Genomic DNA, 15,083 nt, shown 5'->3' with positions numbered 1-15,083 from the left:
ATATCTCTATTCTTCTTTCTGCTCTTCCACAGGGATCGGATCTTTGCCCATAATGATATGGAATATTCGCATTGGCGGAGAACCGAAAAGAAGAAACAAACGTAGAAATATCCGTATTAATTTCTACGTTTGTTCTAGCTAAATTAGCAAATCAGCTATCATGTATCAGTTTACGATTTCCAGATACCATTTCTGGTTGTCTCCATTGTTGCTGACCCATTGAATCACATTGACCCCTTCGGTCTTTCCGCCGCCATAGACATCCAGGAGATACCCGGTTTTGCTCTCTTCGGCAAGACGAGACATTAAGGAGATACTGCCATCAGCATTTTCGAGGATCTTCCACTGCTGGTTGATGCCCCCATGGTAGTGATACTGGATCACCCGGTTGCCCATGGTGGTTCCTCCGCCGTAGACATCGATGGAGTACTCCGGATTGAGCACGGACGTAATCTTGTAGTATCCGTTGTTTAGGGATTCAAACTTCCACTGCTGGTTGGTCATGCCATGGTAGCTGTACTGGATGATGTTGGTGCCTTCCGTGGTTCCTCCACCATAGACATCCATGACCAGGTTGCTGTTCTTGGAGCGAATGATGTAGGTTCCGCTGTAGTCCTTCATCCACTTGGCATAGAGGGTGATGTCCGTCGTGGGGATCCGGTCAGAAGCAAAGTTCCAGCGAAGGGTCAGGGCTTCATCCTTGTACCAGCCTCCAAAGACTTTGCCTTCCAGCACAGACGCTGCTGGCTCCTTGACCAGAGCCCTTTCAGTTCCAGAGTAGGATGCTACTTCCGTTCCGCCATTGCTGTTAAAAGCTACAGTATGAGAAGCCACCGACTGCAGGAACCATTTCTGGTTGTCTCCGCCATTCTTGGGCCATTGAATTACATTAACCCCTTCAGTCCTTCCCCCATCATAAACGTCGAGAAGATAGCGTGTTCCATTCTCCTCAGCCAGCCTGGACATGAGGGAGACGGAGCCATCGGCATTCTCCAGAATCTTCCACTGCTGGTTGGTGCCGCCATGATAGTGATACTGGATCACGCGGTTTCCCATGGTGTCTCCCCCGCCATAGACATCGATGGAGTACTCGGGATTGAGAACTGAGGTAATCTTGTAGTAGCCATTGTTCAGGGACTCAAACTTCCACTGCTGGTTCTCCATGCCATGGAAGCTGTATTGGATGATGTTCGTGCCTTCTGTAGTTCCACCGCCAAATACATCCATGACCATTCCACTATTCTTCGACTTGATGGTGTAGATTCCAGAAAAATCGCGTTGAGGAACAACATTGACTGTGCAACTGGCTTGATACCATCCGTCCTGAGAATATGCTGTAATAGTGGTTTCGCCATATCCCTTCGAAATGACATTTCCAAACCCATCAACGGTAGCCACTGAAGTGTTGCTGGATGACCAGGAAACAGACTTGTTCGTCGCATCACTGGGCATCACATTTGCCGTAATCTGCTCCATTGCTCCAAGACCGCTTATGGTCATCTGATTTGGCGTAACGGAAATTCCGGACACCGGAACGAACTGGTTCTCAAACGTAAGAAGAGCGGCATACATTTCTCCCGTATAAAGGTCTGTATAAATCGAATTCTCGATAACAGCCACATAATAGGTGCCTGGTGTTAAGGTTACCGATAAATACTGGAAGGTCGCCCCTACTTCATCCTCAACTAAGAAAGAGGTCGCCACTACATTCTCATAGGCATCAAAAATTCCCATGAGGAGATCATCTTCCCAATTTAAGTTCTGGTAGTCCCCCATCCACGCTCCGACAACCGTCACATCCCCTGTCTTGTTAAGGGTAAACCGGTACAGATCCCCATCATAGGTATAATCGATCAGCCCCATCAGCATATAGTCCGTACTGCTCGTCAGATCATTTGTCACAAAGTCTGCTTCATACAAGTAATCATTGGGTTCTGTCTCCGTAACATATACGGTATTTTCACCGCTGTACACTTCATCCAATGTGGAAATGGAGATCCCCCGGGTTAGCTTCGGAACCGATACCGGATCATTTGCTACATTTCCCATAATCTCATGGACAGATTCCTGGCTCTTTTCTTCCACAGGTACAAGATTTCCCCTAGGTTTTGCCAAAACCGAAAATGATGTGCCGGTGAGCGAAAACGCGAGGATCATACAAACGACGACAAAATTGCGAAAACTATTGGATCTTCTTTTCATTTCTACCCCCAAAGAACTAATACAGATGCAACCCCCAACTCAACGGGCTCTCCATAAGAAAGCCTCCACTACATCTTTTCCCGATCGTTCACGCTCCTTGTTTCCGTTGTACATTTCACTAAACGCGTTGCTTAGCCCTATTAGACGTTCAGCGTCAATTTGTTTCATAATTCAAACTACTCTAATTATAGCGGATTTTTTCTATAGATTAAAGCTATTGAGAAGAAGATACAGAATTAAATTTGGTTACTCAAGTTATTTCATTACGTTTAATAGTATAACTACATCAATATACATGTTTCGAAATAAAGGTGATTTCACCACCCTTTCGTGAAGTAGGAACTTTGTTCCCAATCCCTGTTGCCTTTCTCCTTAAGATCCTCTTGACAATAAAACGGCAATCCTGAGAAGAGCCTTGTCTCTTCAGGATTGCCGTTAATGTAATGATTTTTTGATTCTTGTATTCACCAGCCTAAATCGACTGGCGAGCCAGGAGTTACTTTGTCTCCTGCTCTTTCGAAGCCTTCTCTCGGAACACGAAGTAACGCTGTCCCAGATAGTTGAATCCGGTGAAGAGCACGAGACCCACGCCCATGGAGAGATTGTCCTGGAGTTTCGTGCTCTGTCCGCTGAGAATGAAGCCCACAAAAGGTTTCGCGATACCATAGGCAAGGATATAGCAGATGACGATGTTCACGATGAATCGGGGAAGAGTGGTCTTCGCCTTCTCCTGATTCTGGAAGGTCCAGGTCTTGTTGAGGAGATAACTAACCAAACTTCCGACAACGTAGTTGCTGGCCGAAGACAGCCAGTAACTCACGTGGAAGACATTGTATAGGGTAAACATGATGCCGGATCCCACTAAGGTGTTCACCAGACCCACCAAAATGAACTTGAAGGTTTTAATATCAATGAGTTTCTCGTTCTTCTTCATCAACCGATCACTTCCTCAGGAAGGATTCCACGATGAAGCGCGGACGTTTTTTCGTTTCCTCGTAGATCTTTCCGATGTACTCACCCACGAAACCAATGCTGATGAGCTGCAGCCCGCCGATCATCCAGATGGAGACCATGAGGGAGGTCCAACCCGCCACCGTGTTTCCGCTGGCCTTGTCCACCAGGGACCAGATCATCATGGCGATGCTGACGAGGAACATGATAACGCCCAGATTTAGAATCATCCGGATGGGCTTGATGCTGAAGGAAGTAATGCCATCAAAGGCAAACTTCAACATCTTCTTCAAAGGGTACTTGGATTCCCCCGCAAAGCGCTCATGGCGCTCATACTCCACCGTGGTGGAAGGATAGCCGATGAGGGGAATAATGCCCCGAAGGAACAGGTTTCGTTCCTCAAATTCCTCCAGGCCATCCAACGCTCTTTTGCTCATGAGGCGATAATCCGCATGATTGAAGACGATGTTAACGCCCAGGGCCTTCATGAGCTTGTAGTAGCTCTCTGCCGTGAAGCGCTTGAAGAAGGTGTCCGTCTTTCGGGAGCTGCGAACGCCATAGACTACATCGTAGCCATTCTGGAATTCATCGATGAACTTCTCGATGACACCCACATCATCCTGAAGGTCCGCATCCAGGGAGATGACGGCATCGGCATAATCCTTCGTCGTGAGAAGTCCTGCCAGCAGCGCATTCTGATGTCCCCGGTTCTTGCTGAGGTTGATCCCCGCAAAGAGCTGATCCTCTTCGTGGAGCTTCTGGATGATGGACCAGGTTTTGTCCTTGGATCCGTCATTGACGAAAACAATTCGGCATTCCTCGGAGATCTTCCCTTTCTGAATCATACCATTCATGATTTCCTTTAGCTGCCTGGAAGTTTCCCCCAAGACTTCTTCTTCGTTATAACACGGGATCACTAACCAAATCTTTTTCATTGTCTCCTCCTGTAACATTCCTGCTTATTCTATATTTTTCTAGGCTGAGTCCCCCTGACTCAGCTCTTTTGATTCTTGGATTACTTTTCTTTCCCCTCGGAAACATCTTTGTCTGAGGTTCCCGGTAACTGTCCCTCGCCGGATTTATGGAGTTTGGGAAACTTTGCCCAAAGCATCTTCAGCCCCATGGTCCCCAAAGTGATGTAGATGGGGGCATAGATGAAGAGATACCGGGCCCGGGATTCAAAGATGGTTTCAAAGAGCGTCAGTCCGATGAGAGCCAGCATAAGGACATAGATGTTCGAATCAATCTTCTTGGGATCCAGGAACACCAGCCCCAGCATGCTGAAGATCAGGGTCACCCACAGTCCATTTTGCACCGTGGAGGTGATGCCATAGTTTTCCCCATCGGTGTAGAAGTAGCTTCTTAGCCAGGGGGAAATGTGGGGATCCTCATTTTCGAAGATCTCCCAGAAGAAGTTTCCTTCCACGCCCCAGGCAAAGGTGCCATCGCCGTAATTTACTAATGTCTTTCGGGCGAGGAACAGGAGGTATCTTCCTGGCCCCATCTCCTTCAGTCGAGCCTTGATCTCCTCTAGGTTTGCTGCCTGACGCTCTTCTTTGGTCTTAAAACTCTGGGAGAACTGTACGTCTTCGTCGCTGTACACCCCATCCCGGTCTTCATTAAGGCCCATCATGGCAAAGTGCGACCAGCCAAATACTTCATCCTCGTTCATGATCAGTCCTGTACGACCAAGAACTGCCTGGTTTGCACCCTTCGCCAGCAGGAAGGCCAGGATCACCGCGCCCAGCTTGATCAGAAACTTTCGTTTCTCTTTTCCCGAATCAAAGAGCATCTTCCACCCTTCGATGATGAGGATGGCAATGAGCATAATAAGGGTCTGGGGACGGATGTAGTAGCCTAAAAAGCTCAGAAGTCCGATGAGAAGCCACTTTAGTGCTGCCCATTTCTCATGCCACTCCTGGGTATAGACGAGGAAAATCAAAACGGGAAGGAACAGTGCCAGGGAATCGGAATAGGTAATGACAAACCATGGGGAAAGTCCCACCAAGAGCACATAGATCCCCCAGGAAAACACCGCCCAGGAACTGCCGAGAAGCTTCTTCACGGCCTTATAGGTGAGGAATCCCGTCAGGGATGAAATGAGGCAGTTGAGGACAATGATCAGGGACAGATCATTGAATCGGGCCAGCCAGGGGATGATATCCTTCAGTCTCATGATCAGGGAAAAGAGCCAGACCATGAGGATATTGTTGGGATATCGGGCAAAGTAGAAGTTCATGGATGCCACAGACTCCCCCGAGGCAATCATCCGGGCGGTGGGCAGGACATAGCCACCCGCATCCCAGCCCGTGGCAAAGTAAATGTGGTAGCTAATAAAGAGCTGCACGAAAAGGAGCACGACACTTCCTACCAGAACGACGTGGTCTGGATTCATCCCCCAGATTTTCCAGTTCTTTCTCCGAAGAACCAGACTCAGCCGGTAAACACCGTAAAAGAGGAGGAGCGTCAGGGGCAAAAGGACCACATTGGGCAGCAGGAAGGTCTTCTTCACCACATAGTTCAGCCAAGGATGGGCGAAAAAGAGGAGTTCCGTAACAAACAAAAAGATGGCGAAGAAAAGGACTTTCACCACTCGATATAGTATTGTGCTTATCTGGGAATAATTCTTCATCATCAGTTTCTCCAAAATATGATAATTTCTCTATGCAATATCTTAACACATTTCCCTTCGTAATTCCCCCTTCTTCTTCCTGCTCCTTGATACTTCTACTGTTTTTCCCCGAATGTTCCTACCTCTCAGTGGTTTCATCGCCTCCTCAGCTTCTTTCTCTGTACACAGAATTCCTAATTGGCCTATGCAGATCGATGACAACTTCACTTCTCTTCTGTTCCTGGCGGCCTGAAGTATGCCCAGAAATACTATGGGTTTCCTTTGGCCGCAGGGATAAAAAATGCACCCAGGATGCTGGACAGTGATTTATTCACCATCGCTCATCCCGGGAGCATTTCACTCTCTACATCATTCTTTTCTTGCGGTTAGCCTTTCTTTGAAAATAGATAGGCTCCGTACTCCGGTGGAGCCTTTGGCTCCACCAGTTGAAGATTTTCGGCTAAATGAGCCTTCAACGGTTTGAGGATCCAGTGTCCCGCCTGGAAGACCCCGCCATAGACGGCCAGGGGCACCGGTTTCTCGATCCCCTTCACCAACGTGTTGGCTAATGCCGCCAGCTCCTTCGCAGCTTCCTCATAGATGAGTAGGGCCATCGGATCCCCTAAAGCGGCCGCTTCTCCCGCCAGGACGGCCAGCCTTGCCACCTGGTTTCGGTCATTTTGCATATCCTTCATCACATAGGTAATGAGATCGGCTCCCTGGGAAAGGTTCAGCCGTTCCAGGAGCAGACCGTGGAGCGCCGTTTTTTCCAGCCGTCCGTCATCTTCCTTGGCGAAGACTTCCAGAAGCTTTTTCGCAATCCAGTAGGCGCTGCCCTCGTCGCCAAAGGCATAACCCCAGCCGCCGCATCGCTTCACCTCATCCCCCTGCTTTAGAAAGGCGATGGAGCCGGTTCCCGCGATGAGCATGAGCCCGTCTCCGCCCAGGAAGGCTCCTTCCAGGGCTGTCTCCACATCATTGTGGAGGATGAGCTTCGTCTCGGGAAAAGCTGCCTTCAGGGCTTCCTCCAGCATCCGTCTCACCTTCTCCTCCCGGCCGTAGCCGGCGAGGCCTAAGGACAGGACGATGTCCCGGGGGCTGATCCCCTGCTTCTGGCAAAGGGTGTTCACCCCTTCCTTCAGGATCCTCCCCATGCCGCTGGCCCCCACCCGCATGTAGTGGCAGCTTTCCATCACCGTTTCATTCAGTTTGTTCCCGTCTTGATCATAGAGGGCCAGGAGGGTTTTAGTCCCTCCGGCATCCACACCGATGATGTACATCTTCATCCCTACTTTTCGCTGAAATTGAACTTCTGCCAGGGCTTTAAGGCATCCAGAAGGAAGATCTCCTCCTCGGCCACCCGGCCCACCACATTGCTCTTGCCTGAGTTTTTCATGTCCGTCATGGCGATCTGGAGCTCCCCGGCATAATGGCCGTAGAGGCTGGATTCCACGATGACATCGCCTCGCTTTAGGATCTCCGGGGCATGGAACAGAGGGAACTCCTGACCCTTGAACTTTACCCGGCTCTGGGTGGAGCGGATGTAGTTTCCGGAGACATCACCCCGGTGGAAGTGCATCTCCTCCAGAACGATTTTACGCATGATCTCCGGAATATCCTCCCGAAGGGTCACGTTTAAGGTTACCATATCCAGCCGCATCTTCCCCACGGCTTCCAGCTCTTCATCGCTGGGATAGCAGTTGGAAATGATAAGATCATCAATGCCGCCCAGGGCGATGAGGTGCTTCATCTGAGCCGCCAAGGTCTTATCCCGGTGCATTTCTAAAGTGGGCAGCCCATCTGTCACGGGCCAGGGACCAAAGGAGCCTTCCACCTGGGAAGTGACGAAAGCTGCAGTGCGCAGTCCATATTTACGGAAACGTTCCGTACACTTCTGAAAATGGTCCAAGGCGAGTCCGGAATAGATATGGGGATAGAAATTGTGACAGCCAATCACATTGTAGCGATTGGGCTCATAATCCATGATGGTATCGATGGTATGGGTATTCTGGCTCATGTTGATCTCGATCTTCAGGTTGTAGGGATTGAAGGTCATGAGGGACTCCTCCAGGCCCGTGAAGCCCTGATCGAGGCGAATGCCATCGGCTTCGATGTCATGGAAGAAGCTCAGGTCCTGATAGCTGATCCCCAGTTCCTTGAACACCCGGGGAGAAACGTCCACGATGACCTCGTAGCCCAGGGCATGGGCAGCACGGTTCACCTCCAGGAATTCGGCCTTGATCTCCTCCGGAGCCTTGGTCACGGACAGGAGGCAGGAGAAAATTCGGCTGAAGCCGTACTTTGCGGCCTTTTCCAGGTAGGTGACAATCTCTTCTTTGGTGGATTTTTCAGGGTAGATGGATAATCCTAATTTACGCATGGCTCTCTCCTTTAAACTGGGGCAGATAGGCCTTATGAGCCTCGTAGAGTTCATCAAAAACCTGGACCGCCAGAGCGCCCGAAGGAACCAGGGGGTTCAGGGTCAGGGCTGCGATGGCCAAGTCCCGGTTTCCCGTGACGGCGGCTTCCACCGTCATGCGCTCAAAGCTCTTGATCGTATGGATGGTTCCCTTTAACGCCTCAGGAATGGCGCCCACGGGGATGGGCACGGGACCGTCTTTCGTGATCTTCGCCGCCACCTCGATGATGGTATCCTCGGGGAAGTCCGTGAGGGCTCCCGCGTTCCTCGTATTGACATACTGAATATCACCCTTGTCGTTGTAGATGGAGGTGATGAGACTGCAGGCCGCATCGCTGTAATGGGCCCCGCCTCGCTGCTCCAGCTGCTTGGGCTTTTCATGGAGTTCTTCCTGGGCATAGAGGGCAAAGAGTTCATCCTCCACGCCCTTCACAAACTCCGCCCGGACGCTATGGGTGGCAAAGAGTTCCAGCTGATGCTGAAGCTGTTCCTGGGGGTAGAAGTAGTAGGAAAGATAGGGACAGGGGATGGCCGCTAAGGCCCGGACGAGTTCTTTGGTCCAGGGGATGGTCATGATGTTCTTCATGCTCACCTCATCTTCCGGCGTCAGCTTCTCGTAGCCTTCCAGGATCTCCTTCATGCGGCTTTGGCCTTTTTCGAAGACATCGGTCATAAAGAAGTGGTGGTTTAACCCCACAATCTCCATGGCAATGTCCTCTTCCTGGGCTTTTAGCTGCTTGGCCATGCTCTTCTTCATCCCTACAGGAACGTTGCAGAGCCCCACCACCTTGGAGAAGTTTCCGTAGCGCTGCACCGCTTCTGTCACCATTCCTGCGGGGTTGGTGAAGTTGATGAGCCAGGCATCGGGACAGAGGACCTTCATGTCCTCCACGATCTCCATTATAACAGGAATGGTGCGCAGCGCCTTGAACATTCCCCCGGCCCCATTGGTTTCCTGCCCCAGGATGCCGTGGGTCAGGGGGATCCGCTCATCGAGGATCCGGGCGCTGAGCTGTCCCACCCGAAGTTGGGTGGTGACAAAGTCCGCATCCTTGAGGGCTTCCTTCCGATCCAGGGAAAGAATGACCTTTAAGGGAAGCCCCGCCGCTTCCACCATGCGCTGGGCCAGGCGACCCACGATGTCCAGCTTTTCTCTCCCCTCTTCAATGTCCACAAGCCAGAGCTCCGTGACGGGAAGTTCCGCGTAACGTTTGATGAACCCTTCCACCAGCTCCGGGGTGTAGCTGGAGCCTCCGCCGATGGTGACGATCTTTAACTTCTTCATATTTTCCCTCCCAAGGTTTCCTTCAGTCAAAACCTTTGGAAACCACCGATTTGTCTAAGAAAGAAGGGCTCTACAATCCTGTAGAACCCCCTGTGTCTAGAATTTATGCGATTTCGTTCTTCACTTCTTCAGACTCTTCAGCCTTCAGCTTGTTGTCATAGATGGTGAAGAAGGGCAGGTAGATGGCTACGGATAAAGCGATGAGGATGACGCTGAGTGCAGCGCCTCTCCAGTCTCCACCGGTGGCCAGGTATGCGCCGATGGGTCCAGGCAGCGTCCAGGGTGCCAGGGCAACCACACGTCCGACCAGGCCAAGGCTTGTGGCAATCCAGGCGATGGTGGCGGAGATCATCGGGGTGATGATGAACGGAATCATCAGGATGGGGTTCAGGACGATGGGAGCACCGAAGATCATGGGCTCATTGATGTTGAAGATGGCCGGAATGAACGCGGTCTTTCCTAAAGCCTTGCCATAGGCAGACTTGGACTTCACCAGGAAGAGGATGGCCAGACCGATGGTCGTACCGGATCCGCCGATCATGATGAACCACTGGTAGAAGGGCTCTGCTCCGATGTGGGGAATAGCTTCTCCTGCAGCGTAAGCGGCAGTGTTGGTTTCCAGAAGGGTCAGCCACAGCGGTCTGGCGATGGTTCCCACAATGGACCAGCCGTGAATACCGAAGGTCCAGAAGAACATGCCCAGGAAGATGATGAGAAGGACAGAAGGCAGAGTATCGGTGGCGGTGACCAGAGGGGCCACCAGCTTGTTCATGATGCCATGGACATCGACGCCAGCCCACATGGTGATGGCGGAGACCACGAAGAGAATAATGGCAGTGGGGGTCAGGGCCTCAAAGGAACGGGCAACGGATGCCGGAACCTGGGGAGGCATGGAGATCTTGAAGTTCTTGGTTTCGGTGAAACGGTAAACTTCCACAGCGAAGATCGCCGCGAGAATTCCGATGAACATGCCCGCAGAGCCCAGCTGACCCATGGGGATGTGGAATCCTGAAGGAACGCTCTTCATCCATCCGGCCAGATCCGGATTGGTTTCGGCCAGGGTCTTCACCGCAGCGGTGGCTGCAGGGATGGACTTGGGGATGATGGTGAGGAGGTACGCCAGCTCAGCCATGATACCGCCGGAAAGTCCGTCCAGCTTATAGGAACGGGCTAAAGAGTAACCGATGCCGAACACCGCATACAGGGTCATGATGTACATGGACATTCTGTAAGGGAGAAGAATCTTGAACTGATTCTTGGCGATGAACTGGGTGAGTGCCCATTCCTTTGGCAGCTGGTTCGGAAGGAACGCAATTACCATGAACATGGAGCTTACGATGATGAGGGGAAGAGTTGCAATGATACCGTCACGAATGGCTCTCAGATGTCTCTGCTCAGCGAGCTTCGCCATGGGGGTAGAGAGCTTTTCGTCCATGAATTGGGAAATTTTCTCGAACATAGTCGTCTCCTTTATGTGTTGATTGATTTAGCTATTTTTTGAGACCCAAGACTTGCTTGAGTAGACGGGGTCCGCCCAGGGGGCTGTAACCCATGGGTTCGATGAGGGCGCAGGGTACGCCGGCATCCTTGGCAAACTGTTCCAGATAGCTGAACCGGTGACGGATCTGCGGGGCCACCATGGCCACGTCCCATCCTTCGGTCACGGCAGTTTCGAATTCCTGGGTGCTGACCGCATGGACTTCCATGGCCACCCCATTCTTCTTGGCTTCTTTGAGAAGGGCGTCAACGGCAATCTGACTGGACATGCCGAGAGAACAAACGAATAATACTTTCATGGTTTTCTCCTTTCTCCTTCGATAATTTGATTATAGGGGTAAACGCTTACTTTTGCAATATTATTTTAGAAATTTCATTTCAATATTGTATTTTTATTTTAGTTAAAAAAGAACGCCCATGGTATAGAGGAAAAAGAACAGCCCGGTCATGAAGAGGGCAAGAACGAGGGCCAGAACATGGAACTTCCGGTCCGCCTTCTTCTTCCGCTCGATGTAGTACTGGGCAAAGGCGATGGCATAACCCACCAGGAGGCCGGAAAGGAGGCTGGCGGGAATTCGGAAGTCCTCAAAGAGGAGTCCCGTGAGGGCTGGCGCCGTGAATACGGTGGTGAAGACCACCACCAGGATAAAGAGGGCGCTGCGGTATCCCAGCATGGGGATGTTGTAGTCCGTTCTTCCCTGGGCGGGATTGTACTCCCTTTTCTCTTCGTTCTTTACTTTCCAGGTTCGGGCCATGCTCCGTACACCTTCCTTCCAAATGCTGTGGGACAGGGGGTGATCTGTCCCAGAATCACGCCTTCGCCGGCGCCGGTGGCGCCGGGCACATTGCCAAAGCTGCCGTGCCAGGTTTCATTGCCCAGGATGACAAAGGCGATGGCTTCCTTGGCATCGCTGGAGAGGCCCAGATCCTCCTGGGTGAGGACTTCCACCTGGGGCAGAAGCTTTCGGAGTCCAGAAAGGATCGCCTCATTGTGGGCTCCCCCGCCGCCCAGCACCACCCGATCCAAGGGGTACTGGGGCAGGATGTACCGGGTATAGGCGTCAGCCATGGTGGAGGCGGTGAACTGGGTCACCGTGGCAATGAAGTCCTCGGGGGCCACATGGGCATAGCGGGTGAGAAGATCTCGGGTAAAGGCTTCGCCGAAGTCTTCCCGGCCGGTGGATTTAGGGAGCGGCAGATCCAGATAGGGGTGCTGGAGGAGCTCCGAAAGGAGCGGTTCTGCAATTTTCCCGGACAAGGCCACCTGGCCATTTTCGTCGTAGCTTTTTCCGTAGAGGATCCGCATGGCTTCGTCGATGACCATGTTTCCCGGTCCTGTATCGAAGGCAAAGACTTCCGCTTCGTTTAAGGTTCCGGGGAGCAGGGTGACGTTGCCGATGCCGCCCAGGTTTTGGAGGGCGATGTTCTTCCCCGCTTCTCCATAGAGGATGATCTCACTCAAGGGAACCAAGGGTGCTCCCTCCCCTCCCGCTGCCACATCCATGACGCGGAAGTTGGAGATGACGGGTGCCCCCACCTCATAGGCGATGACGGCGCTCTCCCCCATCTGCAGTGTACTGCGGACCAAGGTTCCGTTAGGTTTGGGGATATGGTAGAGGGTCTGGCCGTGGGAAGCCACAAAGGCCAGGTCCTTTCCCGTCATGTGGTTCTTCGTGAGAAGCCGGTTCACAGCCTGGGCAAAGACCTTCCCCAGCTTGAAGTTGAGGGAGGTGAGCACGTCGATCTGGGGAACGGTATTTCCCATGACCAGGCGGATTTCCGCCTTGACGTCCTCGGGGATGGGGGTGGTGTCAAAGGATAGGAGTTCGATTTTTGTATTCCGTCCAGAGCCTTCCACCTGGCAAAGGGCCGCATCGACACCATCCAGGGATGTTCCGGACATGAGGCCGACGGCGTACATTACTTGGCCGTGTCGAACTTCTGATATATGCGGATCAGATGCTCGATGAGGGTGCGGGACTCCATGGAGGTCATGAGCTGATCCTGGGCATGGACGAAGAGCACGGAAACCTCCGGCTTTTCTCCCCGGGCTTCGGCCTGGATGATGGAGGTCTGAACCTTGTGGGCTTCCAGGAGGTTAGCGTCGGCTTCCTTCAGAAGCTCCTGGGCTTTGTCGTAGTTTCCTGCTTCTGCCTCGGTTAAGGCCTCATAGGCCAGTCCCTTGGCCATGCCGGCATAGTTGATGATGTTGAAGATGATCATTTCCATTTCTTGACTCATACTCTTCTCCTTTAACTCGTGAGGGCCCGGGCAATCCGTCCCTGGTGCTTTTCCAGCAGTGCTTCCGCCTCCCGGCGGCTGGTCTTTTTCTTCGCCATGACGATGGCGGTTTTCACCGAATGTCCGCTCTCTTCAAAGAGAAGTTTGGCTTCTTCTTTGCCGAGGCCGGTGGTGGTGGTGATGATCCGCTCCGCCCGGACAATGAGCTTGGCGTTGGTGGCCTGAACGTCCACCATGAGGTTGCCGTAGACTTTTCCGGCCTGGATCATGAGGGTGGTGGAGATCATATTGAGGATCATTTTCTGGGCGGTGCCCGCTTTCATCCTCGTGGATCCCGTGACCACCTCCGGGCCCACCACGGCTTCGATGGGATACTGAGCCACCTGGGATACTTCGGCATCCTTGACGCAGCTGACGGAGACCGTCACGGCGCCCAGGGCCTTGGCGTAAGCCAGGGCAGCCAGGACATAGGGGGTTCGTCCGGAGGCCGCTAAGCCGACGAGGGCATCCTTGGGGGTGAACCGAATGGCTTCCAGGTCTTTTACGGCCTGTTCTCCATCGTCCTCTGCCCCTTCAATGGCATAGCGGAGGGCTTTTTCGCCGCCGGCGATGAGGCCCACCACGAGGCCCGGTTCCACCCCATAGGTGGGGGGACACTCGGAGGCGTCCAGGACGCCGAGTCTTCCGGAGGTTCCGGCGCCCACATAGATGAGGCGCCCTCCTACCTGGATTTTGGGACAAATGGCTTCCACGGCGCGGGTGATGGCCGGAAGCTCTTCTTCGATGACCTGGGCCACCTTCTTATCTTCTTCGTTGATGGTCTTCAGGACATCGGCGATGTTCATGGAGTCTATATTGAGGGAGTTTTCGTTGATACCTTCCGTGTCCAGAAGCTCAAGATCAATCACAGCTTCACGCTCCTTCTTTTGATTTGACTCCATTATAAAACATCTAAAATAAAATTTCAATAAACTTACGATTTGAATAGAAATTTTATTGCAAATGAAAAAGAGCATCCGAAAATGCTCTACTTCAACTCTGCGATGAGGCTTCTGGTGTTTTTGAGCTTGTCCTTGTATCCGGCAATATCGGCTTTGGTGATTCCGTAATAGAGCAGATCCGTGAGAATCAGGGAGGAGTTTCGGGACTGGATGGCCCCGAGACGGAGCTCCTTTTCCTCGGAGGGCACATGGAGCTGAAGGTCACAGATCTTGTTCATTTTGGATTTGGTCAGCTGGGTGATCCCCAGTGTCAGGGCTCCCTTGGAAGAAGCGTGCTCGAGGGCCACATTGACTTCCTTGGTGTTGCCGCTGTAGCTGATGCCCAGGGCCACATCCTTGTCGCTGATGTGGGCGGCGGCTTCCAGCTGAATATGGGGATCCTTGTTGAATACGGAACGCTTACCGATACGGACGAGCTTGTTGTGGAAGTCTTCACAGACGATGCCGGAACCTCCTACCCCAAAGAGATAGATGGTATCGGCGGCAATGAGCCTGTCGATGAACTCCTGGAGGGTTTTCTCGTTGATGAGCTTGTAGGTCTGCTCCAGAGTCCGAAGGTTCAGGGTCTGGGCTTTTCGCACCAGGACCTTCACGGTGTCCTCTTCCTTGATGATGTCGTCAAAGCCGGTTTCCTCGCCGGTGTGATCGCTGGCCAGGTCCACCTTTAGGGCGGTCCATCCCTTGTAACCCAGCTTCTTGGCAAAGCGAACCACGGCTGCAGCCGAGGTGTTCACCTTCTCCCCCAGCACCTGGGCACTGAAATTGATGACGTCATCTTTATGCTCCAGGATGTGTTCGGCTAATCGCTTTTCTGTTTCCGTATATGTGGAGAAACCTTCTTTGATTCGAAACACGCTGCTCATGAGTACAACCCGC

At 52.3% G+C, this 15,083-nt stretch carries 14 protein-coding genes; all 14 read right to left on the bottom strand.

Annotated elements, in window-relative coordinates; all coding sequences use genetic code 11:
• Nucleotides 1-165: 165 nt before the first annotated feature.
• Nucleotides 166-2,115: an RICIN domain-containing protein gene (locus KCG48_RS01850; protein WP_211799595.1), complete on the bottom strand. Its 1,950-nt coding sequence runs from the start codon at nucleotides 2,113-2,115 to the stop codon at nucleotides 166-168.
• Nucleotides 2,116-2,698: 583 nt separating this feature from the next.
• Nucleotides 2,699-3,136, bottom strand: coding sequence for a GtrA family protein (locus KCG48_RS01845; protein WP_211799820.1), 438 nt, complete (start codon nucleotides 3,134-3,136; stop codon nucleotides 2,699-2,701).
• A 7-nt stretch (nucleotides 3,137-3,143) separates the two neighbouring features.
• Nucleotides 3,144-4,088: a glycosyltransferase family 2 protein gene (locus tag KCG48_RS01840; protein WP_211799594.1), complete on the bottom strand. Its 945-nt coding sequence runs from the start codon at nucleotides 4,086-4,088 to the stop codon at nucleotides 3,144-3,146.
• 80 nt (nucleotides 4,089-4,168) lie between these two features.
• Nucleotides 4,169-5,716 (bottom strand): hypothetical protein, encoded by a 1,548-nt coding sequence (locus KCG48_RS01835; protein WP_211799593.1) that lies wholly within the window; start codon nucleotides 5,714-5,716, stop codon nucleotides 4,169-4,171.
• A 434-nt stretch (nucleotides 5,717-6,150) separates the two neighbouring features.
• Complete coding sequence (locus KCG48_RS01830) at nucleotides 6,151-7,044, bottom strand: N-acetylglucosamine kinase (protein WP_211799592.1); 894 nt, start codon at nucleotides 7,042-7,044, stop codon at nucleotides 6,151-6,153.
• A gap of 8 nt (nucleotides 7,045-7,052) precedes the next feature.
• Nucleotides 7,053-8,144, bottom strand: a complete 1,092-nt coding sequence (locus KCG48_RS01825; protein WP_211799591.1) for a DUF871 domain-containing protein — start codon at nucleotides 8,142-8,144, stop codon at nucleotides 7,053-7,055.
• Entirely contained in the window at nucleotides 8,137-9,468 is a 1,332-nt protein-coding gene (locus KCG48_RS01820) for a 6-phospho-beta-glucosidase (protein WP_211799590.1), read from the bottom strand. The genes KCG48_RS01825 and KCG48_RS01820 overlap by 8 nt, the downstream gene beginning before the upstream one ends.
• 103 nt (nucleotides 9,469-9,571) lie before the next feature.
• Entirely contained in the window at nucleotides 9,572-10,927 is a 1,356-nt protein-coding gene (locus KCG48_RS01815) for a PTS sugar transporter subunit IIC (RefSeq protein ID WP_211799589.1), read from the bottom strand.
• A 31-nt stretch (nucleotides 10,928-10,958) separates the two neighbouring features.
• Nucleotides 10,959-11,264 (bottom strand): PTS sugar transporter subunit IIB, encoded by a 306-nt coding sequence (locus tag KCG48_RS01810; protein ID WP_211799588.1) that lies wholly within the window; start codon nucleotides 11,262-11,264, stop codon nucleotides 10,959-10,961.
• Between the two features lie 102 nt (nucleotides 11,265-11,366).
• Nucleotides 11,367-11,720, bottom strand: a complete 354-nt coding sequence (locus KCG48_RS01805) for a hypothetical protein (RefSeq protein ID WP_211799587.1) — start codon at nucleotides 11,718-11,720, stop codon at nucleotides 11,367-11,369.
• Nucleotides 11,699-12,886 carry an anhydro-N-acetylmuramic acid kinase AnmK gene (gene anmK, locus KCG48_RS01800; protein WP_211799586.1) on the bottom strand — a complete coding sequence of 396 codons (1,188 nt, stop codon included), beginning with the start codon at nucleotides 12,884-12,886 and terminating at the stop codon, nucleotides 11,699-11,701. The genes KCG48_RS01805 and anmK overlap by 22 nt, the downstream gene beginning before the upstream one ends.
• Nucleotides 12,886-13,206 (bottom strand): PTS lactose/cellobiose transporter subunit IIA, encoded by a 321-nt coding sequence (locus tag KCG48_RS01795; protein WP_230976956.1) that lies wholly within the window; start codon nucleotides 13,204-13,206, stop codon nucleotides 12,886-12,888. The genes anmK and KCG48_RS01795 overlap by 1 nt, the downstream gene beginning before the upstream one ends.
• Before the next feature lie 11 nt (nucleotides 13,207-13,217).
• Nucleotides 13,218-14,147, bottom strand: coding sequence for an N-acetylmuramic acid 6-phosphate etherase (gene murQ / locus KCG48_RS01790; protein ID WP_211799585.1), 930 nt, complete (start codon nucleotides 14,145-14,147; stop codon nucleotides 13,218-13,220).
• Nucleotides 14,148-14,233: 86 nt separating this feature from the next.
• On the bottom strand, nucleotides 14,234-15,070 hold the full coding sequence (locus tag KCG48_RS01785; protein WP_211799584.1) for a MurR/RpiR family transcriptional regulator: 837 nt from the start codon (nucleotides 15,068-15,070) through the stop codon (nucleotides 14,234-14,236).
• Between the last annotated feature and the right edge of the window lie 13 nt (nucleotides 15,071-15,083).

The organism is Proteiniclasticum sediminis, assembly GCF_018128025.1.
GTDB classification, from domain to species: domain Bacteria; phylum Bacillota; class Clostridia; order Clostridiales; family Clostridiaceae; genus Proteiniclasticum; species Proteiniclasticum sediminis.
This window is presented reverse-complemented; position numbering and strand designations above follow the sequence as displayed.

Bases quoted from the DNA above. Each gene is read 5' to 3' on its own strand.
- KCG48_RS01830 (WP_211799592.1), bottom strand. From the start codon at position 7,044: ATGTACATCATCGGTGTGGATGCCGGAGGGACTAAAACCCTCCTGGCC.
- KCG48_RS01820 (WP_211799590.1), bottom strand. From the start codon at position 9,468: ATGAAGAAGTTAAAGATCGTCACCATCGGCGGAGGCTCCAGCTACACC.
- murQ (WP_211799585.1), bottom strand. From the start codon at position 14,147: ATGGAGTCAAATCAAAAGAAGGAGCGTGAAGCTGTGATTGATCTTGAG.
- KCG48_RS01815 (WP_211799589.1), bottom strand. From the start codon at position 10,927: ATGTTCGAGAAAATTTCCCAATTCATGGACGAAAAGCTCTCTACCCCC.
- KCG48_RS01810 (WP_211799588.1), bottom strand. From the start codon at position 11,264: ATGAAAGTATTATTCGTTTGTTCTCTCGGCATGTCCAGTCAGATTGCC.
- KCG48_RS01805 (WP_211799587.1), bottom strand. From the start codon at position 11,720: ATGGCCCGAACCTGGAAAGTAAAGAACGAAGAGAAAAGGGAGTACAAT.
- KCG48_RS01795 (WP_230976956.1), bottom strand. From the start codon at position 13,206: ATGAGTCAAGAAATGGAAATGATCATCTTCAACATCATCAACTATGCC.
- anmK (WP_211799586.1), bottom strand. From the start codon at position 12,886: ATGTACGCCGTCGGCCTCATGTCCGGAACATCCCTGGATGGTGTCGAT.
- KCG48_RS01845 (WP_211799820.1), bottom strand. From the start codon at position 3,136: ATGAAGAAGAACGAGAAACTCATTGATATTAAAACCTTCAAGTTCATT.
- KCG48_RS01825 (WP_211799591.1), bottom strand. From the start codon at position 8,144: ATGCGTAAATTAGGATTATCCATCTACCCTGAAAAATCCACCAAAGAA.
- KCG48_RS01785 (WP_211799584.1), bottom strand. From the start codon at position 15,070: ATGAGCAGCGTGTTTCGAATCAAAGAAGGTTTCTCCACATATACGGAA.
- KCG48_RS01840 (WP_211799594.1), bottom strand. From the start codon at position 4,088: ATGAAAAAGATTTGGTTAGTGATCCCGTGTTATAACGAAGAAGAAGTC.